Source organism: Ruegeria sp. TASC047 (genome assembly GCF_059612445.1).
Genome location: NZ_JBXWQP010000029.1, coordinates 792,644 through 815,063, shown reverse-complemented (window position 1 = coordinate 815,063; position 22,420 = coordinate 792,644). Strand labels below are relative to the sequence as shown.

At 56.5% G+C, this 22,420-nt stretch carries 26 protein-coding genes and 1 tRNA gene; 11 read left to right on the top strand and 16 right to left on the bottom strand.

The features are described 5' to 3' along the window. Window positions 1–6: 6 nt before the first annotated feature. Both AC2FLO_RS11845 and AC2FLO_RS11840 read right to left on the bottom strand, forming a co-directional pair. Window positions 7–1,041: a phosphotransferase family protein gene (locus AC2FLO_RS11845; RefSeq protein WP_496751806.1), complete on the bottom strand. Its 1,035-nt coding sequence runs from the start codon at window positions 1,039–1,041 to the stop codon at window positions 7–9. A gap of 14 nt (window positions 1,042–1,055) precedes the next feature. Further along, window positions 1,056–1,874, bottom strand: coding sequence for an SDR family NAD(P)-dependent oxidoreductase (locus AC2FLO_RS11840; RefSeq protein ID WP_496751808.1), 819 nt, complete (start codon window positions 1,872–1,874; stop codon window positions 1,056–1,058). A gap of 151 nt (window positions 1,875–2,025) precedes the next feature. Here AC2FLO_RS11840 and AC2FLO_RS11835 point away from each other — a divergent pair, with 151 nt between their 5' ends. The 3 genes from AC2FLO_RS11835 to AC2FLO_RS11825 all read left to right on the top strand — a co-directional run bounded on the left by AC2FLO_RS11835 (window position 2,026) and on the right by AC2FLO_RS11825 (window position 4,352). Then, complete coding sequence (locus tag AC2FLO_RS11835) at window positions 2,026–3,027, top strand: NADPH:quinone oxidoreductase family protein (RefSeq protein WP_496751810.1); 1,002 nt, start codon at window positions 2,026–2,028, stop codon at window positions 3,025–3,027. A gap of 123 nt (window positions 3,028–3,150) precedes the next feature. Next, the gene (aroQ, locus tag AC2FLO_RS11830) at window positions 3,151–3,600 is read left to right on the top strand and encodes a type II 3-dehydroquinate dehydratase (protein WP_496751811.1); all 450 of its coding nucleotides are present in this window, start codon (window positions 3,151–3,153) and stop codon (window positions 3,598–3,600) included. Then, window positions 3,597–4,352 carry an autoinducer binding domain-containing protein gene (locus AC2FLO_RS11825; RefSeq protein WP_496751813.1) on the top strand — a complete coding sequence of 252 codons (756 nt, stop codon included), beginning with the start codon at window positions 3,597–3,599 and terminating at the stop codon, window positions 4,350–4,352. Before aroQ ends, AC2FLO_RS11825 begins: the two co-directional genes overlap by 4 nt. 354 nt (window positions 4,353–4,706) lie before the next feature. Here the strand turns inward: AC2FLO_RS11825 and tsf are convergent, their stop codons facing one another. From tsf to AC2FLO_RS11800, 5 genes are all read right to left on the bottom strand, one after another. Next, window positions 4,707–5,582: a translation elongation factor Ts gene (gene tsf, locus AC2FLO_RS11820; protein WP_496751815.1), complete on the bottom strand. Its 876-nt coding sequence runs from the start codon at window positions 5,580–5,582 to the stop codon at window positions 4,707–4,709. A 77-nt stretch (window positions 5,583–5,659) separates the two neighbouring features. Beyond that, entirely contained in the window at window positions 5,660–6,442 is a 783-nt protein-coding gene (gene rpsB, locus AC2FLO_RS11815) for a 30S ribosomal protein S2 (RefSeq protein WP_209503940.1), read from the bottom strand. Window positions 6,443–6,608: 166 nt separating this feature from the next. Beyond that, the gene (olsA, locus tag AC2FLO_RS11810) at window positions 6,609–7,484 is read right to left on the bottom strand and encodes a lyso-ornithine lipid O-acyltransferase (protein WP_496751817.1); all 876 of its coding nucleotides are present in this window, start codon (window positions 7,482–7,484) and stop codon (window positions 6,609–6,611) included. Next, a complete protein-coding gene (gene olsB, locus AC2FLO_RS11805) occupies window positions 7,450–8,205 on the bottom strand; it encodes an L-ornithine N(alpha)-acyltransferase (protein ID WP_496751818.1) in 756 nt (251 codons plus the stop codon). Before olsB ends, olsA begins: the two co-directional genes overlap by 35 nt. A gap of 102 nt (window positions 8,206–8,307) precedes the next feature. Next, window positions 8,308–8,490, bottom strand: a complete 183-nt coding sequence (locus tag AC2FLO_RS11800; protein ID WP_267364751.1) for a DUF3553 domain-containing protein — start codon at window positions 8,488–8,490, stop codon at window positions 8,308–8,310. 42 nt (window positions 8,491–8,532) lie between these two features. On the opposite strand from AC2FLO_RS11800, the gene AC2FLO_RS11795 reads away from it, so the two are divergent. Continuing rightward, on the top strand, window positions 8,533–9,129 hold the full coding sequence (locus AC2FLO_RS11795) for a histidine phosphotransferase family protein (protein ID WP_496751820.1): 597 nt from the start codon (window positions 8,533–8,535) through the stop codon (window positions 9,127–9,129). On the opposite strand, the gene AC2FLO_RS11790 is transcribed toward AC2FLO_RS11795, so the two are convergent. The 9 genes from AC2FLO_RS11790 to AC2FLO_RS11750 all read right to left on the bottom strand — a co-directional run bounded on the left by AC2FLO_RS11790 (window position 9,126) and on the right by AC2FLO_RS11750 (window position 16,582). Continuing rightward, window positions 9,126–10,388 (bottom strand): glutamate-5-semialdehyde dehydrogenase, encoded by a 1,263-nt coding sequence (locus AC2FLO_RS11790; RefSeq protein WP_496751822.1) that lies wholly within the window; start codon window positions 10,386–10,388, stop codon window positions 9,126–9,128. The two genes, AC2FLO_RS11795 and AC2FLO_RS11790, sit on opposite strands and share 4 nt — an antisense overlap. 32 nt (window positions 10,389–10,420) lie before the next feature. Next, window positions 10,421–11,527: a glutamate 5-kinase gene (gene proB / locus AC2FLO_RS11785; protein WP_496751824.1), complete on the bottom strand. Its 1,107-nt coding sequence runs from the start codon at window positions 11,525–11,527 to the stop codon at window positions 10,421–10,423. Further along, window positions 11,515–12,549: a GTPase ObgE gene (gene obgE, locus AC2FLO_RS11780; RefSeq protein ID WP_496751826.1), complete on the bottom strand. Its 1,035-nt coding sequence runs from the start codon at window positions 12,547–12,549 to the stop codon at window positions 11,515–11,517. The genes proB and obgE overlap by 13 nt, the downstream gene beginning before the upstream one ends. Window positions 12,550–12,586: 37 nt before the next feature. Beyond that, on the bottom strand, window positions 12,587–13,123 hold the full coding sequence (locus AC2FLO_RS11775; RefSeq protein ID WP_480472732.1) for a GNAT family N-acetyltransferase: 537 nt from the start codon (window positions 13,121–13,123) through the stop codon (window positions 12,587–12,589). Continuing rightward, window positions 13,120–13,728, bottom strand: coding sequence for a LysE family translocator (locus tag AC2FLO_RS11770; protein ID WP_480584225.1), 609 nt, complete (start codon window positions 13,726–13,728; stop codon window positions 13,120–13,122). The genes AC2FLO_RS11775 and AC2FLO_RS11770 overlap by 4 nt, the downstream gene beginning before the upstream one ends. 96 nt (window positions 13,729–13,824) lie before the next feature. Further along, window positions 13,825–14,094: a 50S ribosomal protein L27 gene (gene rpmA / locus AC2FLO_RS11765; RefSeq protein WP_050602452.1), complete on the bottom strand. Its 270-nt coding sequence runs from the start codon at window positions 14,092–14,094 to the stop codon at window positions 13,825–13,827. A gap of 11 nt (window positions 14,095–14,105) precedes the next feature. Further along, window positions 14,106–14,717 (bottom strand): 50S ribosomal protein L21, encoded by a 612-nt coding sequence (locus tag AC2FLO_RS11760; RefSeq protein WP_496751828.1) that lies wholly within the window; start codon window positions 14,715–14,717, stop codon window positions 14,106–14,108. Window positions 14,718–14,936: 219 nt separating this feature from the next. Further along, window positions 14,937–15,740, bottom strand: coding sequence for a DUF2059 domain-containing protein (locus AC2FLO_RS11755; protein WP_496751829.1), 804 nt, complete (start codon window positions 15,738–15,740; stop codon window positions 14,937–14,939). Continuing rightward, window positions 15,740–16,582, bottom strand: a complete 843-nt coding sequence (locus AC2FLO_RS11750) for a DUF2059 domain-containing protein (protein WP_496751831.1) — start codon at window positions 16,580–16,582, stop codon at window positions 15,740–15,742. The genes AC2FLO_RS11755 and AC2FLO_RS11750 overlap by 1 nt, the downstream gene beginning before the upstream one ends. A 123-nt stretch (window positions 16,583–16,705) precedes the next feature. On the opposite strand from AC2FLO_RS11750, the gene AC2FLO_RS11745 reads away from it, so the two are divergent. The 7 genes from AC2FLO_RS11745 to AC2FLO_RS11715 all read left to right on the top strand — a co-directional run bounded on the left by AC2FLO_RS11745 (window position 16,706) and on the right by AC2FLO_RS11715 (window position 22,418). After that, window positions 16,706–16,795 (top strand) — tRNA-Ser (locus AC2FLO_RS11745). A gap of 249 nt (window positions 16,796–17,044) precedes the next feature. Further along, entirely contained in the window at window positions 17,045–17,599 is a 555-nt protein-coding gene (locus AC2FLO_RS11740; protein ID WP_480545581.1) for a hypothetical protein, read from the top strand. Between the two features lie 207 nt (window positions 17,600–17,806). Beyond that, the gene (locus AC2FLO_RS11735) at window positions 17,807–18,835 is read left to right on the top strand and encodes an alcohol dehydrogenase catalytic domain-containing protein (protein WP_496751833.1); all 1,029 of its coding nucleotides are present in this window, start codon (window positions 17,807–17,809) and stop codon (window positions 18,833–18,835) included. A 75-nt stretch (window positions 18,836–18,910) separates the two neighbouring features. After that, the gene (locus tag AC2FLO_RS11730) at window positions 18,911–19,786 is read left to right on the top strand and encodes a branched-chain amino acid ABC transporter permease (protein WP_496751835.1); all 876 of its coding nucleotides are present in this window, start codon (window positions 18,911–18,913) and stop codon (window positions 19,784–19,786) included. A gap of 3 nt (window positions 19,787–19,789) precedes the next feature. Next, on the top strand, window positions 19,790–20,887 hold the full coding sequence (locus AC2FLO_RS11725; RefSeq protein ID WP_496751837.1) for a branched-chain amino acid ABC transporter permease: 1,098 nt from the start codon (window positions 19,790–19,792) through the stop codon (window positions 20,885–20,887). Further along, entirely contained in the window at window positions 20,884–21,648 is a 765-nt protein-coding gene (locus tag AC2FLO_RS11720) for an ABC transporter ATP-binding protein (RefSeq protein ID WP_496751839.1), read from the top strand. Before AC2FLO_RS11725 ends, AC2FLO_RS11720 begins: the two co-directional genes overlap by 4 nt. After that, entirely contained in the window at window positions 21,645–22,418 is a 774-nt protein-coding gene (locus tag AC2FLO_RS11715) for an ABC transporter ATP-binding protein (RefSeq protein WP_496751841.1), read from the top strand. The genes AC2FLO_RS11720 and AC2FLO_RS11715 overlap by 4 nt, the downstream gene beginning before the upstream one ends. Window positions 22,419–22,420: the final 2 nt, after the last annotated feature.

Genomic DNA, 22,420 nt, shown 5'->3' with positions numbered 1-22,420 from the left:
AGGTCGTCACTCTAATGTGGACTCAAGAGCTTTCAGGCCGTGCTGGGCGAATATAGGAACATATGCGCCAAAAGCCTTTGCGCGGTCGGGGTCTGACGCGTTCCCATCCAACGCGCGTTTGTAGACACCCTGTAGAATGCCCGCCATACGAAAGAAATTGAAGCCCAGATAAAAGCCGAAATTGTCTATGCCATCCAGGCCTCGACGTTTGCAGTATTGGGCAATGAATGCCTCATCGCTGGGCAGGCCCAGGCTGTTTCGATCCACACCCGCCAGCCCCCGGCCCTGTTTTCCCGGCGGCAACTGCCATTGCATGATTACTGCGGCCAGATCCGCATAAGGGTGACCGATCGTCGACAGTTCCCAATCCAACACCCCGATACATTCCGCCCGGTTCGGCGCAAACATCAGGTTGTCGATGCGGTAATCCCCATGCACTAGCGTGCGCTGTCCGTCATCGGCCGGTACCGAGGTCTCGAGCGCTGAAGCCAGCGCATCCATATCCGCAATGGCCGAGGTCTCGGACGCGCGGTATTGCTTGGTCCAGCGCGCGATCTGACGCTCGTAATAGTTGCCAATCGGCCCATAGTCAGACAGGCCAACGGCATCGATATCCACCATGTGCAATTGGGCAAGAACTCTGTTCATTTCGTCAATGATGGCGGCGCGGGTTTCGTTGCTTTCTTTGGGCAGGGTTGGGTCCGGAAACACCCTGCCCTGCAAGCGTTCCATCACATAGAAGGCCGAGCCGATGACGCTGTTGTCTTCACACAGCAGATACATCTTGGGCACCGGAACCTCGCTCCCGGCAAGGGCGCTTTGAACCCGAAATTCGCGATCAACGGCATGTGCCGATTTCAGCAATACGCCGGCGGGCTTTCGGCGCAGCACATAGGCTTTCTCTGGTGTGCGTAACTCAAACGTCGGGTTGGATTGACCGACATCAAATTTCCTCGCCTCCAATGGCCCGTTGTAGCCGGAAAGATGCGCGCTCAGATACGCATCTACCGCCTTCAGATCCAGTTTGATTTCGGTTTTCATTGGCTGTCTTCCCGTCACAGGGCCTCGGCAAAGATGTTTCCGGCGGTCACCACGTTGATCCCACCCGAAACCGGGATCACTGCGCCTGTCACATAGCTGCCGCCGCGACCGCACAGGAACAACATACAGCCTGCAATATCCTCGTCCCGTCCGACGCGACCCAGAGGTACAGACTTGCCAACCCGTTCTCTGGTATCCTCATCGGCTGTCGCAAAGGCAGTCATGCGCGACACAAACGGCCCCGGAGCGAGTGCGTTAACCGTGATGTGGTGCGGTGAAAGTTCCTTGGCCAAGACCTTGGTCAGGTGCAAAACAGCAGCCTTTGAGGCCGAATAGCTGTAGGCCCCATCGCCCATTGGGACTTCACCCATGACTGACCCCACATTGACAATGCGCGCCGGGTCTTCGGCGGTGCCTGATTTCATTAGCATTGGCAAAAGCCGCTGGGTCAGTTCGAATATCCCTGTCACGTTGACAGACATGACCTTTTCCCATGCATCGTAGGGAAACTGCCCCATGGGAGCACCCCAGGACACCCCCGAGTTGTTCATCAGGATGTCCAGTTTGTCCGTACGCTCCTGAATGTCAGAGACCAGCTTGCCTATACCGACTGCGCTGCCAATGTCACCGGCAAAGCCTTCGGCGCTGCCCGGCGCGTCCAGCGCGTTCAGTTCTGCGGCGACCTCGGCACAGGCGTCCCCTTTTCTTGAGGCAATGAGCACGCGCGCGCCCGCACGAACCAGCGCCTCGGCTGCCATGCGGCCAATACCTGTCGCTCCACCTGTTACCAAAGCGGTTTTGCCGTGAAGCGAAAAGAGGGTGTCGGGGGTCATTTTGTGCTCCTCAGTTTCTTTGTCACCAGTTCATCCTGATACAAATTGCGTTCCTCTTGCCGTCGCGGCAGGCGTTGGACCGTAGCGTTGACAAAAAACCATGCTGCACCAAAACTTCCTCGACACAAAGTACAGGCAGATCAGAGGCGGTATGCAAGCATTACTCAGCGTCGCACCGGGCGGTCCCGAAACCCTGGAGCTTACGACCCTACCAGATCCGCAGCCGGGCAAAGGTCAGCTTTTGATCGGTGTGAAAGCAGCGGGCGTGAATTTTCCGGACACGTTGATTATCCGCGATCTGTACCAGATGAAGCCGCCACGGCCCTTTGCTCCGGGCGGTGAAATTGCGGGTGAAGTTCTGGCTGTGGGCGAAGGCGTCAATGGATTTAAGCCAGGCGACCGTGTTTTGGCCCTAACCGGGCATGGTGGGTTTTCGACCCATGTCACGCTCAAGGCAGACGCTGCAATCCGAATTCCTGATGCGATGCCCTATGAAGATGCCGCCTGTTTCATTTTCACCTACGGCACGTCCTACCACGCGTTGAAGGATCGGGCGGAGATTCAACCCGGTGAAACCCTGTTGGTACTGGGTGCCGCCGGAGGTGTGGGGTCAGCCGCCATTGAACTGGGCAAAGCCATGGGTGCTAGGGTGATTGCAGCCGTTTCATCACCTGAAAAGGCCGAATTCTGTAGCCAGATTGGTGCCGATGACGTGGTGATTTACCCGCGCGACATGGACAAGGATGCGCAAAAAGCCTTCTCAGCCGAAGTTAAGAAACTTGCCGGTCTTGACGGCGTAGACATCGTCTACGACGCTGTTGGGGGTGCGCTGGCCGAACCGTCCCTGCGCAGCATAGCCTGGAAAGGTCGTTACCTTGTCGTCGGTTTTCCGGCGGGCATTCCGCGGATTCCTTTGAATCTGGCGCTTTTGAAAGGATGTCAGATCGTTGGTGTGTTTTGGGGCGCGTCAGTTTTCCGCGACCCAATCGGCCATGCTGACAACGTCAAGAACCTGTTCGATCTTTACACAGCCGGCAAAATCAAACCGCGAATTAGCGCGCGGTTCCCGCTTGCCCGCGCGCACGAGGCGCTTGAACAATTGTCGCAGCGATCCGTTCTGGGGAAAATCGTTGTCACCATGGCGGAAAGTTGAAGCCGTGAACAAAACAGCGACCCGCTTCGTACACCGGTTTTTCGACTGTACTCGATCCGGCAAAGGCAGGTAGACAACCCAACCTTTAGGCGTCTATGTACCATTAATGGGGATCGTGAAGACATGCACAAAGTTTTGGTATTGAATGGCCCAAACCTCAACCTGCTTGGCACACGGCAGCCCGAGGTTTACGGCAGCACCACTCTGAAGATGATCGAGGAGGAGTGCCAGCGCCATGGCGCGTCCATTGGCCTTGAAGTCTCGCATCTGCAATCCAACCATGAGGGTGTGTTAATTGATGCGATCCACGGCGCACGCGGTGTGCAGGATGGCCTTGTGATCAATGCGGGGGCATTCACACACACGTCGGTTGCGCTGATGGATGCCATCGCGTCAGTTGAACTGCCGGTTGTCGAAGTTCACCTGTCCAACATCCATGCAAGGGAATTATTCCGGCACAAGTCCTATATCGCGCCTGTTGCTCTGGGGCAGATCTGTGGCTTTGGCGCCCAAAGCTATGTTCTCGCTCTGGACGCGCTGGCCGCACATTTGAAAGCAGGTGGCACGGCATGACCCTCAGGGATTATCTGCGGTTTGTCAGCTATGCCAAGACCCTGGAAGACCTGTGGGATGCGCATTGCCGACAGATGGCGGAATTCGGGTTCGATCGTCTTATCTACGGCCACACGCAATACAGGACGGCAACCTCATTGGGTGATCCAGAGGACTTTGTCATTCTGACTAACCATAACCGCGCCTATGTGGATGGCTTCATCAAGGACGGTTTGTATTTTCACGCCCCCATGTTGAAATGGGCGCTGGACAATGAAGGTGCCGCCAGTTGGAAAATGTTGCTGGACATGCACTCTCGCGGGTCGATGACCGATAAAGAGCGTGAGGTTTTCGAGTTCAACAAGTCCATGGGCGTCGTTTCTGGTTACACCATCAGTTTCAACTCGATCTCTGTGCGCTCGAAAGGGGCGATTTCCCTATCCGCAAAGGAAGGGATGAGCCAGGAAGACATTGACGCGATCTGGCAAGAGCATGGCGAAGACATTCTTTTGATGAACAACGTTGCGCATCTGAAGATCCTGACATTGCCTTTCAACCCACCGAACCGGGCCCTGACAAAGCGTCAGCGCGAGGCGTTGCAATGGGTTGGTGACGGCAAAACCACGCAGGACATAGCCCTGCTGATGGGCCTGACAGCGGCAACTGTCGAAAAGCATCTTCGACTCGCCCGTGAGGCGTTGTCGGTTGAAACGACGGCTCAGGCTGTTTTGAAGGCATCTTTGCATAATCAGATGTTCATTATGGAAGTTTAGGAGTGTTTTTATGACGCCATCCCGCGTCAGTTTACCCTAGGTAAGGAAATCACTACTTTTCAAATCTAACCTAAAAGTTGCAAAGTGAGAGTGTTCCGTGAGTGGTGGCTTTAGCCAGGGAACATTCGGTTGGATCTTTGCGATTTCAAAGCTCTCCAATCACTCTGACAAGGGGGCGCCTATTCGTCCGCGTACCTGTGTCGGAATTTTGGGGGGCCTCGACCATCCCCATCATGCGGGGCCCTCCAATCCTTCACTTCTTTGTCAATTCTATGATGTGCCACCAACAAAAAAGGGCTACGCGACGCGTAACCCTTTCACTTTGTTCAGCAAGGCCCCTGTCGGAGCCTTTCTTTAGCCCTGAGCAGCTTTTGCGACTTCGGCAGCGAAGTCTTCTTTTTCCACAACGATGCCTTCGCCAACTTCCAGGCGAACGAAGCCAGTGATGGTTGCGCCTGCTTCTTTTGCAGCGGCTTCAACGGTCAGATCAGGGTTCACAACGAATTGCTGGCTCAGCAATGTCGATTCAGCGACGAATTTCTTCATGCGGCCTTCGATCATCTTTTCGATCACCTGCTCCGGCTTGCCGGATTCGCGGGCGATGTCCATCTGAACCTGCTTTTCCTTCTCGACAATTGCCGGGTCCATGTCGGCCTCAGACAGGGCGGCCGGGTTCACAGCGGCGATGTGCATCGCAACCTGCTTGCCGATAGCTTCATCACCACCCGACAGTGCAACCAGCACACCGATTTTGCCCATGCCGTTGGTCGCAGCGTTGTGCACATAAGACACAACTGTTTCACCCGACAGTTTGGCCATGCGGCGCACCGACATGTTTTCGCCAATGGTGGCGATCTTGTCGGTCAGCGTGTCGGCAACGCTTTTTCCGCCCAGATCAGCGGCCAGCAGTGCTTCGATGTTGTCCACACCTTCAGCAGCGTTTGCAATCTTGCTGACCATTTCCTGGAACTCAGCGTTTTTCGCAACGAAATCGGTTTCCGAGTTCACTTCGACAGCAACACCGTTGCCACCGTTGACGTGAACAGCAACCAGACCTTCTGCCGCGGTACGGCCAGATTTCTTGGCCGCTTTGGCCAGGCCTTTGGTACGCAGCCAGTCAACGGCGTCGTCCATGTTGCCGCCGGTTTCGGTCAGCGCTTTTTTTGCGTCCATCATGCCTGCGCCGGTCGAGTCGCGCAGTTCTTTAACCATTGCTGCTGTGATTGCCATCTTTTGGCTCTCCTCAATTCAAACGGAATTGGGGCAGGTCATACCCTGCCCCATATGTCATTTACGTGACGGGCTGCTTACGCTTCGGCAGGGGCTTCTGCGGCTTCTTCCGCAAGAGCTTCTTCAACCGGAGCTTCTTCGAATGCGCCGAGATCAACGCCTGCTGCGCCCATCTGCGCGGTCATACCGTCCAGAGCAGCGCGTGCGGCCAGATCACAGTACAGAGCGATTGCGCGTGCCGCGTCGTCGTTGCCGGGAATGATGTAGTCAACGCCATCGGGCGAGCAGTTGGTGTCGACAACAGCCACAACCGGGATACCCAGTTTGTTGGCTTCTGCGATGGCCAGTGCTTCTTTCTTGACGTCGATGACGAACAGCAGGTCCGGAACGCCGCCCATTTCGCGGATACCACCCAGTGATGCCTGAAGTTTGCCCTGGTCACGTTCCATGCCCAGACGCTCTTTCTTGGTCAGGCCTTCTGCGCCCGATTCCATGGCTTCGTCGATCTGGTTCAGACGGTTGATAGACTGGGAAACGGTTTTCCAGTTGGTCAGCGTGCCGCCCAGCCAGCGGTGGTTCATATAGTACTGAGCCGACTTTTCGGCCGCTTCAGCGATCGGGCCAGCGGCCTGGCGCTTGGTACCAACGAACAGAATGCGGCCACCTTTTGCGACGGTGTCACGAACAGCCTGCAGAGCCTGATCCAGCATCGGAACGGTCTGGGTCAGGTCCATGATGTGGATACCATTGCGCGAGCCGTAGATGAACGGGCCCATACGGGGGTTCCAACGCTGTGTCTGGTGACCAAAGTGAACGCCAGCTTCCAGCAGCTGACGCATGGTGAACTCGGGAAGAGCCATGCTATTTTCCTTTTCCGGTTTACGCCTGGGCGGGGGTGAAAGAAGCGGACGCTCCAACCGGCGGTCTTGATGAGGATGTCTCCCTCAAAAAGGCCAAACCCCGCCTGCGGGTTTGAATGGCGCGCGTATAAGGCAGGTTTGCGCGCTACGCAAGGGCCAATCGCCCTTATTTTTCAAGCTGCGCCAATGCGTGCGCATGCCTGACGGCGTTTTCACAATGGGCGGCCAGAGCCTTGCGGTTTTCAAAGTCGCTGACCCGCGCTGGCGCATGATATATTAGTTCAACCGTTCCTTGCCGACGTGCGCCAAGGGTCTTCAGCAAATGCGGCCCGAACTCCATATCCCCCCACCAGCCATAAAAGCGTTTTGGCTGGCCTTTGGGCGCGTGAAACACCACAGAAACGGGTTGGATAAACATGAAATCACGCAACTCATCTGCAAAGAACGCGGCGAAAAGCGTTGTTTTGAAGGGTAAAATGCGAAGCCCGTCGGTTGAGGTGCCTTCGGGGAAAAACAACAGTTTGTGACCCACTTTCAGGCGGGTTTCAAACAGCTTGGTCTGTTCCTTGGCTTTCTTGCGATCCCGTTCGATGAACAGCGTCCCGGTCGCACGGGCCAGCCAGCCGATACCGGGCCATTTGGCAACCTCTGCCTTGGAGACAAAATAGACCCGCTTGCGCGCGTTCAGAGCAAAGATATCCAGCCAGGACGTGTGGTTTGCCACCACCGCCCCCCTCTCTTTCATCAGCGCGCCTGATGTGCGGAACCCGATGCCAAGAATTCGAAACGCGTTGCGGCAGACAAACTGCGTGATGAACGGCGTCACAGGTCGCCGGACGCCGAAAATCGGATACTCGATCAGGCGAACGGCCAGAAGGATGACCAGGCCACCAAAGACAAGGGCCGCCAGCGGGACTCCGCGCAGAATCACCAGAACCCATCCGATAACGCCCAGCTCGATCGGATCGGGCGCGTCTTCACTATTCCAGAGCGGGTCGTTCACAGCGTCACGCCCCGCCATAAATTCGACGCTGCCGTTCATTCATGCGCGTCGTGTCGAGGATCAGGCAAACATCCGTTGTGTTGAAGGTGTGGTCGATAAAGGCGCCCTCGCCCACGAAACCACCCAAGCGCAGGTAGGCTTTGATCAATGCTGGCACCTGAACCATGGCGGCGCGGCGGTCCAAAGCCTCTGGTTTCACTAGGTCCATCGACTGAAAAACATCGGGCTGCGCCCGTACGCGCAACTCTGGCGGAGCCAGATGGTTGTGGTGAAGCATCGACAAGGGCTGCGCCAATGTGGTCACGTCTGTTCCGTGAAAACTCGCAACGCCGAACAGCACCTCAATGTCACGTTCCGCTACATAAGCGGCCAAACCGTTCCACAGGTGGTACATTGCCGTACCCCCACGGTAGTCGGGGTGCAGGCACGACCGTCCCAGCTCCAGCAGTTTGCGCCCGCTGTTCTTGAGAACGGTCAGGTCATATTCATCTTCGGAATAGAATTGCCCCAGTTCCGCAGCACGTTCGCCCGGTAACATCCTGTAGACGCCAATAATTTCGCCGGTTTGATCATCATAGGCCAACATATGATCGAAATACGGGTCGAAACGGTCTTTCTCGAGGCCAGCATCGTGATCGACCATCTCTCCGCCGCCCCCCAACTCGCGCACGAAGACGTCATAGCGCAGGCGTTGAGCTGCTTGCAGGTCGGCTTCGGTCTCGGCCAGTTTTACGGTGAAAGAAGGGCCAGTATCCGGCATATGGGGTGATCCGTGTTCTTTTGGCTGCTGATACCGCAGTTTTTCAGCCAAAGGCAACAAGCCCCGCTTCGGTCAGCGTTGTTAACCTTTCCTAAACCACTTTCACAGATCAAAGACCGGCATCAGGGCGATGCGCGTTCCGTCGATCACCACTTTTCCCTGCTCGCGAAAGTTCACGGTGATCTTGCCTGCAATGTTGGACTGAACCTGTCCGACGCCCCATTCGGGAAAATCCGGGTGGCGGACAAACATGCCCGGTGCAAGTATAGCATTCATGTCTGTCATAGGGGCCTCCGGGACGTGCGGCAGATACAGTCGGAGGTACGCATGGGCGAGAGCAACGTCAACCTGGCCGAATTGATCGGTTCGCGGATTTGCCATGATCTGATCAGCCCGATCGGGGCGATCACCAACGGGCTTGAGCTGTTGGATATGGTGGGCGCCGTACAGGGCCCCGAGATGGAACTGATCTCGGGCAGTGTCGGAAGTGCCGGGGCGCGTATACGCTTTTTCCGCGTTGCCTTTGGCTCGGCCAGTGATCAGCCGCTTGGTCGGACCGAAGTAACCGAACTGCTGAAAGATATCGAGCGTGCCGGGCGGATACGGGTCAACTGGAACCTGACCGGGCCTGTGCCGCGTAATCAGGTCAAACTGGCCTTTCTGGCGCTTATGTGCTGCGAAAGTGCCATGCCGCTGGGCGGCGCAGTCGAAATCGTCAATCAGGGCAACAATTGGATAGTGACCGGGGTTGCAGACCGGTTGAATGTCGATGGTGATCTTTGGAAGAACGTCGTGACAGGTCGGTTTCCCACCAAGATCACGCCCGCGCACGTTCAGTTCGCGTTGCTGCCTGAAACGGCAGCTGCGATGGGTCGGCGGGTTGCCGTTGAAACCTCGGCAACCCGCGTGTCACTTCGGTTTTAAGCCCGGATCGTTCCGTTCCCGCGCACGAGATATTTGAAACTGGTCAATTGCGCCGCCCCAACCGGCCCGCGCGCGTGCATCTTGCCCGTCGCGATTCCGATTTCTGCCCCCATGCCAAACTCGCCACCATCCGCAAACTGAGTCGAGGCATTGTGCATGAGGATTGCGCTGTCCAGACGCTCAAAGAAACGGGCCGCTGCTGCGTCATCCTCGGTCATGATGCAATCGGTGTGATTCGAGCCGTATTGATGAATATGAGCAATCGCGGCATCAATATCGGTAACGGGCTTCGCCGCGATCACGCTGTCGAGGAACTCTTTTCCCCAGTCATCCGCCGTAGCAGCAACTGTACCCTCCCCAGCGAGAACACCGTCGGCGTGAACCTCGACGCCTGACTGGACCAGTGTCGCAACCACGTCACGCCCCAGTGTGTCGGCGATATCCTGATGAACCAGCAAGCATTCAGCGGCTCCGCAAATACCAGTGCGGCGGGTTTTGGCATTCAGCACAACTTCCAGCGTTTTCTGCGGATCAGCAGCCTTGTCGATGTAAATGTGCACGATGCCTTCGAGATGGGCAAAGACCGGCACACGGGCCTCTCGTTGTACAAGGCCCACCAGTCCCTTGCCTCCGCGTGGAACGATGACGTCGACATAGTCGGTCAGCGTCAGCAGCTCCTGCACCGCAGCGCGGTCGCGTGTGGGCACCAGTTGAATAGCGTCTTCGGGCAGGTTGGCGGCCTTCAGCCCTTCGACCAGACAGGCATGGATCGCGGCTGAGGAATGAAAGCTTTCGGATCCGCCACGCAGGATTACCGCATTGCCCGATTTCAGGCACAGCGCCCCGGCATCCGCAGTTACGTTGGGTCGGCTTTCATAGATCACGCCGATAACCCCTAACGGTGTCCGGACGCGCTGGATGTTAAGGCCCGTGGGCATATTCCATTCAGACAGAACCTCACCCACCGGGTCGGCCTGCTCCGCGACGGTTCTCAGTCCGTCTACCATGCCCTGAACACGCGCCTCACCCAGCATCAGGCGATCCATCATTGCGGGGCTCAGTCCCTTGTCGCGGCCGAATTCCAGATCTTTTTGATTGGCTTCGATGATCCGTGCCCGATTGGCCCAAACCGCGTCTGCGGCTGCAATCAGCGCTGCGTGCTTTCGTTCAGCTGTTGCAAAAGCCAGTTCTCGCGAAGCGACCTTGGCACGTTTCCCAAGATCTTCCATCAGAGCAGGAATGCTGTCGAAGTCTTTCATATCGCGTGCCTTTCAGATCATCTTATTGAAGGTTAAAGGGCCAGGTCGTCCCGGTGGATCAGGGCTGCGCGACCGGGATAGCCCAGCGTCGCTTCAATCTCAGAAGACTTACGCCCCTTGATCGCATCGGCTTCCTGCGCCGTATACCGGCTGATCCCCTGAGCCAGACGGCGGGATTCCAGATCAAGGACGGCGACAGGATCGCCACGACCGAAATCTCCGGTCACTTCCACAATCCCGGCAGGTAGCAGGCTTTTGCCATTGGCCAGTGCCTTGGCCGCTCCCTCGTCCACGGTAATCTCACCCCGAGGTTTCATCGCCGAAATCCAGCGTTTGCGGGCTGCATGTGGATCCAATGTCGCGGTAAACCATGTGGAATTGGCACCGTTTTCGAGCGTTTTCAGAGGGTTCAGAACCGACCCTTCGGTAATCGCCATGGCGCAACCGCCCGCGGTTGCCATCTTGGCCGCCAACAGTTTTGTCTTCATCCCGCCTTTTGACAGGCCCGAGCCCGCATCACCGGCCATGGCTTCAATCTGGGGTGTGATCCTGTCGATTGTCTCGAAGCGCTTCGCCGAAGTGTCTTCCTTAGGATTGCCCGAATAGAAGCCATCCACATCCGACAGCAGAATCAGTTGGTCGGCCCCTACTGTCACGGCGATTTGCGCGGCCAAGCGGTCATTGTCGCCATACCGGATTTCGTCCGTTGCAACCGTGTCGTTTTCATTGACGATCGGAACGACGCCCAACCCAAGCAGAGTTTCCAAGGTTGCGCGTGAGTTCAGATACCTGCGGCGATCTTCGCTGTCTTCAAGCGTCACCAGAACCTGCGCCGTGGTGATCCCATGGGGTGCCAACGCTTCTTCATAAGCGCGTGCAAGCCGGATTTGCCCAACCGCAGCAGCAGCCTGTGACTGTTCCAAGGGCAGTGCCGCCATCGGCAGTCCCAGAACGCCGCGGCCCAGTGCAATCGAACCGGACGAAACAAGGATTACATCTTTCCCTTGTCCCTTGAGCCAGGAAACATCCTGCGCCAACGACAGCAGCCAGTCAGAACGCAGCAAACCAGTGTCGCGATCAACCAGCAAAGCCGACCCGATTTTTACCACCAGACGGCGTGACGAGGTCAGGGTTGCCAAGGCTGTGCCTCCTCAGCGGGTTTCTGACGCACACGGTTTTCGTCAATCTGGCTGCGCAGCGCCCGCAGAACTTCGGTTACACCCAGATGTGCCACACCGGACATGGTCATGACGGGGCCGCCCAAGGCTTCCTCAAGCTCTTCGGCGGCAAGGGCACGTTCTTCGTCATCCAGCGCGTCGATCTTGTTCAGAACAGTGATCCGGGGCTTCTCAGCCAGTTCACCGCCATAGGCTTCCAACTCGTGAATGATCGTGCGGTAATCATCGGCGACCGTCGCAGAGGTGCCGTCGACCAGATGCAACAACACGGCACAGCGTTCCACGTGACCCAGAAAACGGTCACCAATGCCACGGCCTTCATGAGCGCCTTCGATCAGGCCCGGGATATCGGCCACAACAAATTCGACGTTGTCCACGCCGACAACGCCAAGATTGGGGTGCAGCGTGGTAAACGGATAGTCGGCAATCTTGGGCCGCGCATTCGACGTGGCCGCCAGAAAGGTCGACTTGCCTGCATTCGGCATACCCAAAAGACCCACATCGGCGATCAGCTTGAGCCGCAGCCAGATTGTGCGGTCAATCCCCGCCTGCCCCGAATTGGCGCGGCGCGGGGCCTGATTGGTGGCGGACTTGAAATGCAGGTTGCCAAAGCCGCCATTGCCGCCCTTGGCCAGCAGAACGCGTTGCCCGACTTCGGTCAGGTCGCAGATGACGGTTTCTTCGTCTTCGTCCAGGATTTCAGTGCCAACCGGAACACGCAGAACGATATCGTCCCCATCCTTGCCGGTGCGTTGCTGCCCCCGGCCCGGTTGCCCGTTTTTGGCGAAGAAGTGTTGCTGATAGCGGAAGTCGATCAGGGTGTTCAGCCCATCCACAACTTCGGCCCAGACAGACCCGCCTTTGCCGCCGTCCCCGCCATCGGGGCCGCCGTATTCGATAAACTTTTCGCGTCTGAAGCTGACGCAGCCGCTACCGCCGGCCCCGGACCGGATGTAGACCTTTGCGAGATCGAGAAATTTCATGTGTGTCCCCTACTGCAAAGGCCCCATCGGCCACAAGTCAGAGTTTTTTACTGTATGTCCAGGTGGGCACATTCGCATCGCGCGCCACCGAATAGCTTTCCGCATCGCCCAGATACTGGAACCCGCAATGGGTCAGGACCCGGGCCGAGGCCGGATTATCCTGAAACACACTGGCAAACATCGTCGCGTTTTCCAGCGGGTTGGCGTTAACAAGCGCTTCCACAGCCATCGAGGCAATGCCCGTGTTCCAATAGATCGGCGCGACCCAATAGCCGACTTCAGACTGATTCCGATCAAGCCGTTTCAGCGAAATTACACCGATCAGTTCCGGGCCACCGTCCTTGGTAGCATCCATGACCCAGACGTCCTCGTCCCGGTTGTCAGCCATCGAACGGGTTACAAAGGCTTCGATCGAACCGGGGGCCAGTGGATGTGCAATACTGGTGGTCATCCGCGCCACGCGCTCATCACCTGCGTAATGCTCGATAAGGCCCATATCCGACCGGCGCAGGGGGCGCAGGTCGAACCGCTCGGTTTCAATGACCGGCTGATTTATTATTGTCTCAAGCTTCATTGGTGTGTTCCTCCTCCGAACAACACGAATAGTACGGACGCGACCGTAAGACCCGCCAACGTCCACATCAGATATTTTTCCGCCGGGCGACCTTCAACCGCATGCGCGATTCTATCCCCCGCAAAAGTCCAGATCGGGTGCAAAACAATCTGGCAGATCAACAAACTAAGAGCGATCGTGAGCGTTGCGTCAAAGCTGGACGTCCCCGCCGCGACAAAGCCCGTAAAACCTGCAACAATCATGGCCCAGGCTTTTGGATTCAGCGGATGCACGATCAACCCCGCCCAGAATCCCGGAACATCACCAACCGCAGTTTCGCGCGACAGTCGCAAATTCGCGATCTTCCACGCCAGCCAGCAAATATATGCAGCCGAAGCATATTTCAGCGCCGCAAAGGCCGTCGGAACCTGTTCCGCCAGTTGCAGCAAACCAAAGCCCACGGGCCAGATAATCAGCTGCTTACCAAGCACGACACCGGCCACAAAAGGTAATGCGGCACGAAACCCATAGCGCGCACCCGTTCCCAGCAGGACCATGTTGGCCGGCCCCGGCGTGCCGACCTGAGAGGCGGCAAAGATCAGGAAACTGGTGGTTGCGACTGTCATCGGTTCTTTCGATCACGACTGCGTTGAAACGAGAAAGGGGACCGGCACTTTGTGCCGGTCCCCCATGAATTTTTCTTAAACCTTCTGGGTCTCGGCTTACTCTGCGGCCTCCGCCACTGGCAGGACCGAAATAAAGGTGCGGTTCTTAAGTCCCTTGTGGAACTTCACGGCGCCATCGACAGTTGCAAAGATGGTGTGATCTTTGCCAATGCCTACGCCTTCACCCGGCCAGAACTTGGTGCCGCGCTGACGCACGATGATGTTGCCTGCGATAGCGGCCTGGCCACCATACAGTTTTACGCCAAGGCGACGACCAGCTGAGTCGCGACCGTTACGGGAGGAACCGCCAGCTTTTTTATGTGCCATTCTCTCTCTCCTTAGCCTTTAGCCAATTCTTTGGCTTGCTCAACCCATTCGGGTTTCACTTTGACCGTTTCGATAGCAGCAATCTGCTCATCCGACAAGGCGGCCAGAGCGGCAAAGCTCTCGATACCGGCCTCAAACAGCTTCTTGGCGGCGGCAGGGCCGACACCGTTCAGTTGGGTCAGATCGTCAGCAGCGGCAGCAGCGGGTGCTTCAGCCTTGGCTTCGGCTTTCTTGGCAGGCTTTGCAGCGGGTGCCGCCTCGCCAGCCGGAGCGGAACCGGTTGCAGCTTTGATGCCCGATTTGTCGGCGCCCGACGCCAAAATGTCGGTGATTTTGACCAGCGTCAGTTTCTGACGGTGGCCAACGGTACGCTTCGAGCTGTGCTTACGACGGCGTTTGACGAACTTGATGACCTTGTCACCTTTGATCTGTTCGATCACTTCGGCCTGAACGCCTGCGCCTGCAACGAAAGGTGCGCCAACGACCGGAGCGTCACCGCCCAGCATCAGAACATCGTTGAATTGAACTTTTTCACCTGCGTCGGCAGCCAGTTTTTCAACGCGGAGGATATCGCCCGCCTGAACCTTGTACTGCTTGCCGCCAGTCTTGAGGACCGCAAACATGCGTCTTTCCTTTTCTAACCCGCGTTCTGTGGTCCCCGGTTGGGTGTTTTGGCCCCAAGAAACTTGAAAGCCACCTCGAACAGCGTGCCCTTTTCGGGCTGTGTGAATGGCCCCTGACAACGTCATGAGGGCCAAATAATAACGATACCCGGCGCGGAAAACCGGCCGGGATGCGCGCTTATCCATAGATTACAGGTAAAAGTCAACACCAAAGCGGCGTCAAAGATCGGACGCCCTCAGCGCTTGTCCAACCGCCTGCCCCAGGCGATAGGAAATATCATTGAACATACGATCAAAGCCGTTAAACACGGCCTCATTCAAGGCGCGTCCCGTCTCGGTTCTGGAAAACGCGATATTTTCGCGCATCTGAGCCTCATCCAACGGGCGGTAGGCCATAAGAAGAAACGAATAAAGCCACTCCTCAGTGTCCTCGGCCCGGCTTTCTTTCTGCAACAAAAGCTCTGCCAGCAGTTCCTGATCATCGGTCCGCGCATCAACATCAAGTCCCTGAAAGAAGCTGTAGTCAGACGTCAATGCCCCCTGAACATTCTTTTCGATCAGGTCATTTGCCTCGATATATTCCTTGACCAAAGCAAACTGAGCGGTGCTGCGTTCTGCGGATTTGTAGGCTTCTCGGGCCATGTCTTCGATTGCCTGATCCGACATGGCGCGCCGGGCCGAGTTTTCCAGTGTTACGATGGTCTGGCCAAGATCGCTTTCAAAAAACAAGATGGCCTGATCAAGCTGAATATCGGACATACCTTCTTTGAAGGCGTCCGTCAGATGTTCCCGCATCCAAAGGGGATCGTAGATACGATTGACCTGCGACTCGAAAAAAGCGCCACCCTTGTTATCCAAAAAAGTATCATCAAGAGTCTCGCGATGGCCCTGCCCCTCGTGAACAAGGATTTCCATCACCTGTGTCAGGCGCATGGCTTTCGCCAGTCGGTCGACTTTTCCATCGGCATACAGCGGCAGTGCCCAACACAGGGCGACCACAAATGCCAGAATTACGCGCTGCATCAAATGTCCTGTGCCGGGTGCAATTCGGCCATCCGCGCGGCCAGAACCTCGAACCTCATGGCCATGATCTCATATTGGATGGCGTTCAATAGCTCGTAGACTTCCTGCATCAGCGGCTGTTCCAGCGCGTCAACATATGTATCCACATCAGCGTCGGAAAAATCCTGATAGGTGTAAGCAGCGCCGGCCAGATTGGACAGTTGCAGTGACTGACGCATTGCCGGTTCATTTTGCTTCATCAATTCACGCAGTTCATCCCCGTCCAGCTGTAGCTCGATGACACCCGATGCGCTGGCCGCCAGCAGGAAGCGCACCTGAATTTCCTGCAAGGCACGCAACGCCGTACCTGTGGAATCGATCGCGGCGTTCATGCGTTTAAAACTTTCGACCCGTTTCGACCCGTTCTTGATCAGGTCAGAGATGATCCTTTGACCTGCCAATTGCTTGACGTCATCGTCTTCTTGCATGTGTGAGGCATTTTCGGCCACGACCAGACGTTGACCAAGGTCAGACGCGTAAAACTCGACAGCGTGTGCCAGGGCCTCGTCACTTAGGGTCTGTTCCAGAATGGAAACTGCGGTGTCGTGCATTGCACCGACTTCAAAAACCTCGTCCGTCAAACGGGTCCAGTCCTTGCCGAAACCCTCTGGGTCAACACCCAACATCTGCGGCGCGGACCGTGAGCTCAGGGCGATGCTTTCAAGAGCTACGTCAAAACCGGTCGTCGTCAGAAAAGCCTCAATCCGATCCCGGTTCGCCGCAGAAAGCTCCAGAGGAACCAGAACAAGCGCCAGAAACGGGGCGAGAAACCAAAAGGCGATGCGGTGTGCAAACTGTGTCATACCATTCAGAGTAGGTGTTTTGCGCCGGCAGGCAACGGAAAATCCCGGCAATCACGATTTCCGGAATTTTCTGCTTGCGCCCCCGTTCGTTCCTGACTAAATCCCCCCCTCACAGACCCCCGCGGAGAGGTGCCGGAGTGGTCGAACGGGGCGGTCTCGAAAACCGTTGTGGGTGCAAGCCCACCCAGGGTTCGAATCCCTGTCTCTCCGCCACATTCCCAATATCGAAGGCTGTCAGAAAACGTCTTCCGGTCTGATTTGGGTTCTCAACAAAATTGCAAGTGGTCCGCTGTCAGAAACTGTAGTGGCCTGGTTCACCCGGCGTGTTCTTGCCGTGAAATCTGGTGCAATCAGCGTAGCACGGCCCAAACCTGTATTCTGCTGAGAATTCACAGGAATTCCCCTTTGTATATCCGCTACATTTAACGCATCCCAGCGACACATTTTCTAAAGGAGACACACATGTCGCGTATTCTTATCCTGATCATCATCGCCGCTGTTGGTGTTGGTGGTTACTACTATCTCAACCAGTCCGAACAAACCCCGGCTGAACAAGTGCAATCCGCAGCGCAGGAGGCGGGCGATGCAGTGGCTGATGCCGCGTCAACCGCTCAGGAAGCTGCGTCTGACGCGCTGGAAGGTGCAACAGAACAGGCCAGCGAGGCAGCTTCATCCTTGACCGAACAGGCGCAGGAAGCCGCATCGTCGGTTGCCGACCAAGCCAGTGAGGCAGCTTCGTCTGTTGCGGAACAAGCATCCGAGGCAGCACAGCAAGCCGGTGATCAGGTGGCGGCGCTGGCGGGTCAGGGACAGGAATTGCTGAGCTCCTGGATTCAGGAAGGCAAGCTGGACCCCACCAATTTCGACTATGAAGGCATCATGAGCTCAATTCAGGACAGCACATTGGCCACGGATCTGAAAGAACAGGCGATCAAGATTGTAAATGACATTAAAGAGTCGCCTGAAACCATCGCCTTGAAGATTCAGGAACTGACCGCGCTGTTGACGCAGCAATAACAAAGAAGGGGCCGGTTGCCAGTTCCCGGCCCCTTCCTCTCACGCCAATTTTCCAGTCGTGCCCTTACGTTATCGTTTCTCTGAATTGACCCAGTGTGCGGCTTTTGATTGGCTGCCCCGACAACACATCCTCACCCGAGGTCGCCCGTTGGCAATCTCCTGTTCAAGGGGTGTGCGCATTGAACAAGCCATCTTGAGGACGATCCCATGATTGACCTGCCCCAAACAATGAAAGCTGCCATCCTGAAACACGGCGGGTACTCGGCCACTTCGACCGGACCAGTCATCGAGGATGCGGCTGATTGGCTTGAAGCCGCGGAACTGCCCGTTCCCAATCCCGGCCCCGGTCAGGTTTTGATCCGCCTGCGCGCGTCGTCGGTCAATCCGTCCGACCTCCACTTCATCAAGGGTGAATACGGCCAGCCGCGCGTCAAAGGTGCCGCGGCCGGATTCGAAGGCTGTGGCGACGTCGTTGCAACCGGAAAAGGTGCCGAGGCGCTGAAGGGACAGCGCGTCGCTTTCGTGGCCGCAGGTTCCGGCGCCTGGGCGGAATACATCGTGACGCAGATGCAAATGTGTATTCCTTTGCGTCCGGATATTTCAGATGATGACGGCGCCGCGCAAATCGTCAACCCTCTCACCGCGATGGCGATGGTGGACATGGCAAGGGAAGACGGCGATGCATTTGTGATATCCGCTGCGTCCAGCCAATTGGGAAAACTGATGTGCAGCCTCGGGCGTGATCTGGGGTTGAAACCCATCGCGCTGGTGCGCCGGGCCGAGACAGTCGACACGCTGAAAAGTCTTGGAGCTGCCGAAGTGCTTGTGACGTCCGATCCTGAAATCGGCGAGAAGTTTGCCGCGATAAGCGCCACGCTGAAGCCTCGGGTCTTCCTTGATGCGGTGACGGATCAACTGTCCGAGAAACTGTTCTGCGCCATGCCCAACCGGGCGCGCTGGGTCAGCTACGGCAAACTTTCGACCGAAGCGCCAACGCTTTCTCAGACCGGCCAGCTGATCTTCATGGGCAAACGGATCGAAGGTTTCTGGCTGACGCAATGGATGATGTCGACACCGCCCGCTGACCAGATGCGGGTTGTGGCCGAAGTTCAGGCCCGCTTTGCCGATGGTCGCTGGAAAACGGATGTTTCCGAACACCTTACACTCGAAAATCTTGTGTCGAATCTTGCCGATGCGCTGAAAAAGAGTGACGGAAAGGTGATTATCACCCCATAGTAGAACTCACCTGCGTTACCGGAGGATACACGCGGGCGGACGAAGACGCTGGAAAACCGGTGGAGGGAGGACAGTGTGGATAACGCGCAGCTGCTGATTAGCGGGCTGGCGAACGGGTGTGTCTACGGCCTGATCGCGCTTGGCTTTGTACTGATCTACAAGGCTACCGAAGCGGTGAATTTTGCGCAGGGTGATTTCATGATGCTGGGCGCATTTGTGACCATCGGCCTGACAAATACCGAATACATGGGGTTGCCGTTCTGGCTCGCTCTGCCTGTTTCATTGGGAATAATGGGCGCGCTCGGTTTTCTTCTTGATCGCCTGATCATTCGCCGCTTGTTCGGTGAAAGTCAGACCGCCGTTGTCATACTGACCATTGCTTTGGGCTTTGTGATCCGTTTCGTTGCCGGTCTGATCTGGGGGCACGAGCCGCAAACGCTGCAAAACCCGCTTGCGGGCAAAGAAGTGCGCATGGGCGGTCTTGTACTGGGGATGGAGGATGTCGCGATAATAGTTGTCACGGTGCTGCTGACATGGGCACTCTATGTTTTCTTCAGCCGCACCAAGCTGGGTCTGGCGATGCAGGGCGCCTCGCAAAACCAGCTGGCAGCTTATTACATGGGCATTCCCGTCAGGCGTGTTCAGGGATGGGTCTGGGCTTTGGCCGGCGGCGTTGCAGGAATTGCCGGAGTTCTCTTTGCTGCAAAAGGGGCTGTGGATCCGACAACAGGATTGCTGGGCATCAAGGCTTTTGCCGCCGCCGTTATCGGCGGATTCGGCAGTTTGCCGGGTGCATTGGCCGGAGGGCTGATTGTCGGCATTATCGAACCCTTCGCCAGCCGGTACATTGCGGCAGGTTACAGCCAGGTCGCGCCATACGCTTTGCTGCTTGCCGTCCTGATCTTCCGACCAGACGGGCTGTTCAGTCAGGTCCGGGTCAAGAAGGTCTGAGCCATGCGGATCGTTTTCAAAACCGACTACATGCAGGATATTCGCCCCTGGAAAGACGGGTTCCAGCTGCGCCTTTATCTGCTTCTACTGTTTGTCGTCGCGGCCGCGCCTTTCGCACTGGACGATTTCTATCTGGGTGAACTGACAAACGTTCTGATCTGGGCCATCGCCGGTCTGGGTCTGATGATCCTGACCGGACATACAGGGCAAGTCAGCCTGGGCCATGCGGCCTTTCTGGCCTTTGGCTGTTACGCCAACGTGGCCCTGATTGAGGCAGGCGTTCCTTTTCTAGTCGCGTTTCCGCTGGCCGGAATTCTGACCGGGATCGCGGGTGTGACCGTCGCAGTCCCTGCCCTGCGGCTTCACGGTATCTACCTGGCGATCTTTACCATGGCGCTGTCCATCCTGATGGATGACATCATCGTTCTGTCCGAGCCGATCACTGGTGGTGTCGCGGGTAAATATATCGGCGGGGTCGAGATCTTTGGCCTTACGGTTGATCGCTGGGGGACGCCTGATCTTTTTTACTGGCTGGTTCTGTTCGTCACCGTTCTGGTCACGTTGGGATATATAAACCTGCTGCGGGCCCCTCTAGGACGTAGCTTCATCGCCGTTCGCGACTCCGAGGTTTCGGCGCAGGCGATGGGTATAGATATCGCGCGAACAAAGATGATTTCATTCGCCTTGTCCTGTGCGGTTACAGGTTGGGCCGGCGTGTTGATGGGTCTGTTTGCTGGTGCGTTTAACAATGAAACCTTCAGCGTCCTGATTTCGATCCAATTGCTGATGATGATTGTTATTGGCGGGCTGGGCTCGATCCATGGCGCGTTTCTGGGCGCAATCGTCATCGGGTTCTTGCCGCAGTTTCTATCGATTTCAAAGGAATATGTCGGCGCGATCATTGGCGGAAACACCGTTGCCATTCCGGGGTTGGAGTTCGGCATCTTTGGCATGATCCTGATCGGCTTCATCCTTTTCGAGCCCATGGGCATCTATGGCCGTTGGCTGAAGATTCGCACCTGGTTCGAATTGTTTCCCTTCTATCGCAAGGACATGTTCAAACGGCAGAAATCTTATCTCAAGACGGAGCGTCTGAGATGAGCTTGCTGGAATTTGAAAACGTTACCCTGAAATTTGGTGGTCTGACGGCCGTGGACAATTTGTCCTTCGCGGTTCAGAAGGGCGAAGTTTTTGCCATAGTCGGGCCGAATGGCGCTGGCAAATCGACGGTCTTCAATCTGATCTCGCGCTTTTACGAACCGTTTTCAGGGTCGATCCGGTTTGATGGTCACGATCTCCTTCAGGTCAAACCGTCTGGCGTGGCCGCCTTTGGTGTGGCGCGGACCTTCCAGAACATCGAGCTCTTCGAACACGCAACTGTCCTGCAAAATCTTTTGGTCGGACGACACAGGCATCGGACTACGATCCTGATTTCAGAACTTTTGTTCACCCCTGCAGTCCGACGGCAAGAGCTGGAGAACCGGGAAAAAGTTGAAAAAATCATCGATTTCCTCGACCTGCAGGCCTATCGCGACAAGATGATTTCAGGGCTGCCTTACGGCGTGCGCAAAGTGGTCGAAGTGGCACGTGCCCTGGCGACCGATCCCAAGTTACTGTTGCTGGATGAACCGGCGTCGGGGCTGTCGGTGGAAGAGACGACCGATATGCGTTGGTGGATCGACGATATCCGGCGGCAAATGGGAATTACCGTGCTGATGGTCGAACACGATATGGGATTGGTATCAGGCGTGTCCGACCGGGTCCTGGCCATGGCAGATGGGGCAAAGCTGGCCCTCGGGCCACCGGCAGACGTGCAATCGCACCCGGCCGTGATCGAGGCTTATCTGGGAAAAGCCTCATGAACACTCCGATCTTGCAAGTTCGCAATATCGAAAGTTTCTACGGTCCGATCATGGCCATTCGGGGCGTTTCTCTGGATGTGCACGAAGGAAAAATCGTGTCGATCCTTGGTGCAAACGGCGCGGGCAAAACCACATTGATGAAAACCATCTCTGGTGTGATGGACCCGGAAAAGGGAATGATTACCTTTGACGGCGGTGACATTCAGGGCTGGGAGCCGCACAAGGTTGTCCAGCGCGGGGTGGTTCAGATCCCGGAAGGGCGCGAAGTGTTTCCTCTGTTGACGGTTGATGAAAACCTAAGCCTCGGCGCCTACACCCGCAAAGACAAAGACCAGATCGAACAGGATCGTGAGCTGGTCTTTCGTTATTTTCCGGTTCTGAAAAGCCGTCGGTCGCAAGAGGCCGGAACCCTTTCGGGCGGGCAGCAACAGATGCTGGCCATAGGACGCGGATTGATGGCCCGACCTCGTATCATGTTGCTGGATGAGCCGTCTCTGGGCCTGTCCCCTCTGCTGGTGCAAGAGATCTTTGGCATTCTCAAACGTCTGAACGAAGAACAGAATATGACGATGTTGCTGGTTGAACAGAATGCCAATGCGGCGTTGGAACTGGCCCATCGCGGCTATGTCATGGAGGTGGGTCGCATCGTCATGGACGGGGCCGCGGATGCCCTTTTGCAATCCGAGGATATCCAAAGCTTTTATCTTGGAAAACAAGAAGAAGGCGCGCGCGAAAGCCGCCGCTGGAAGCGGAAAAAGACGTGGAGGTAAGA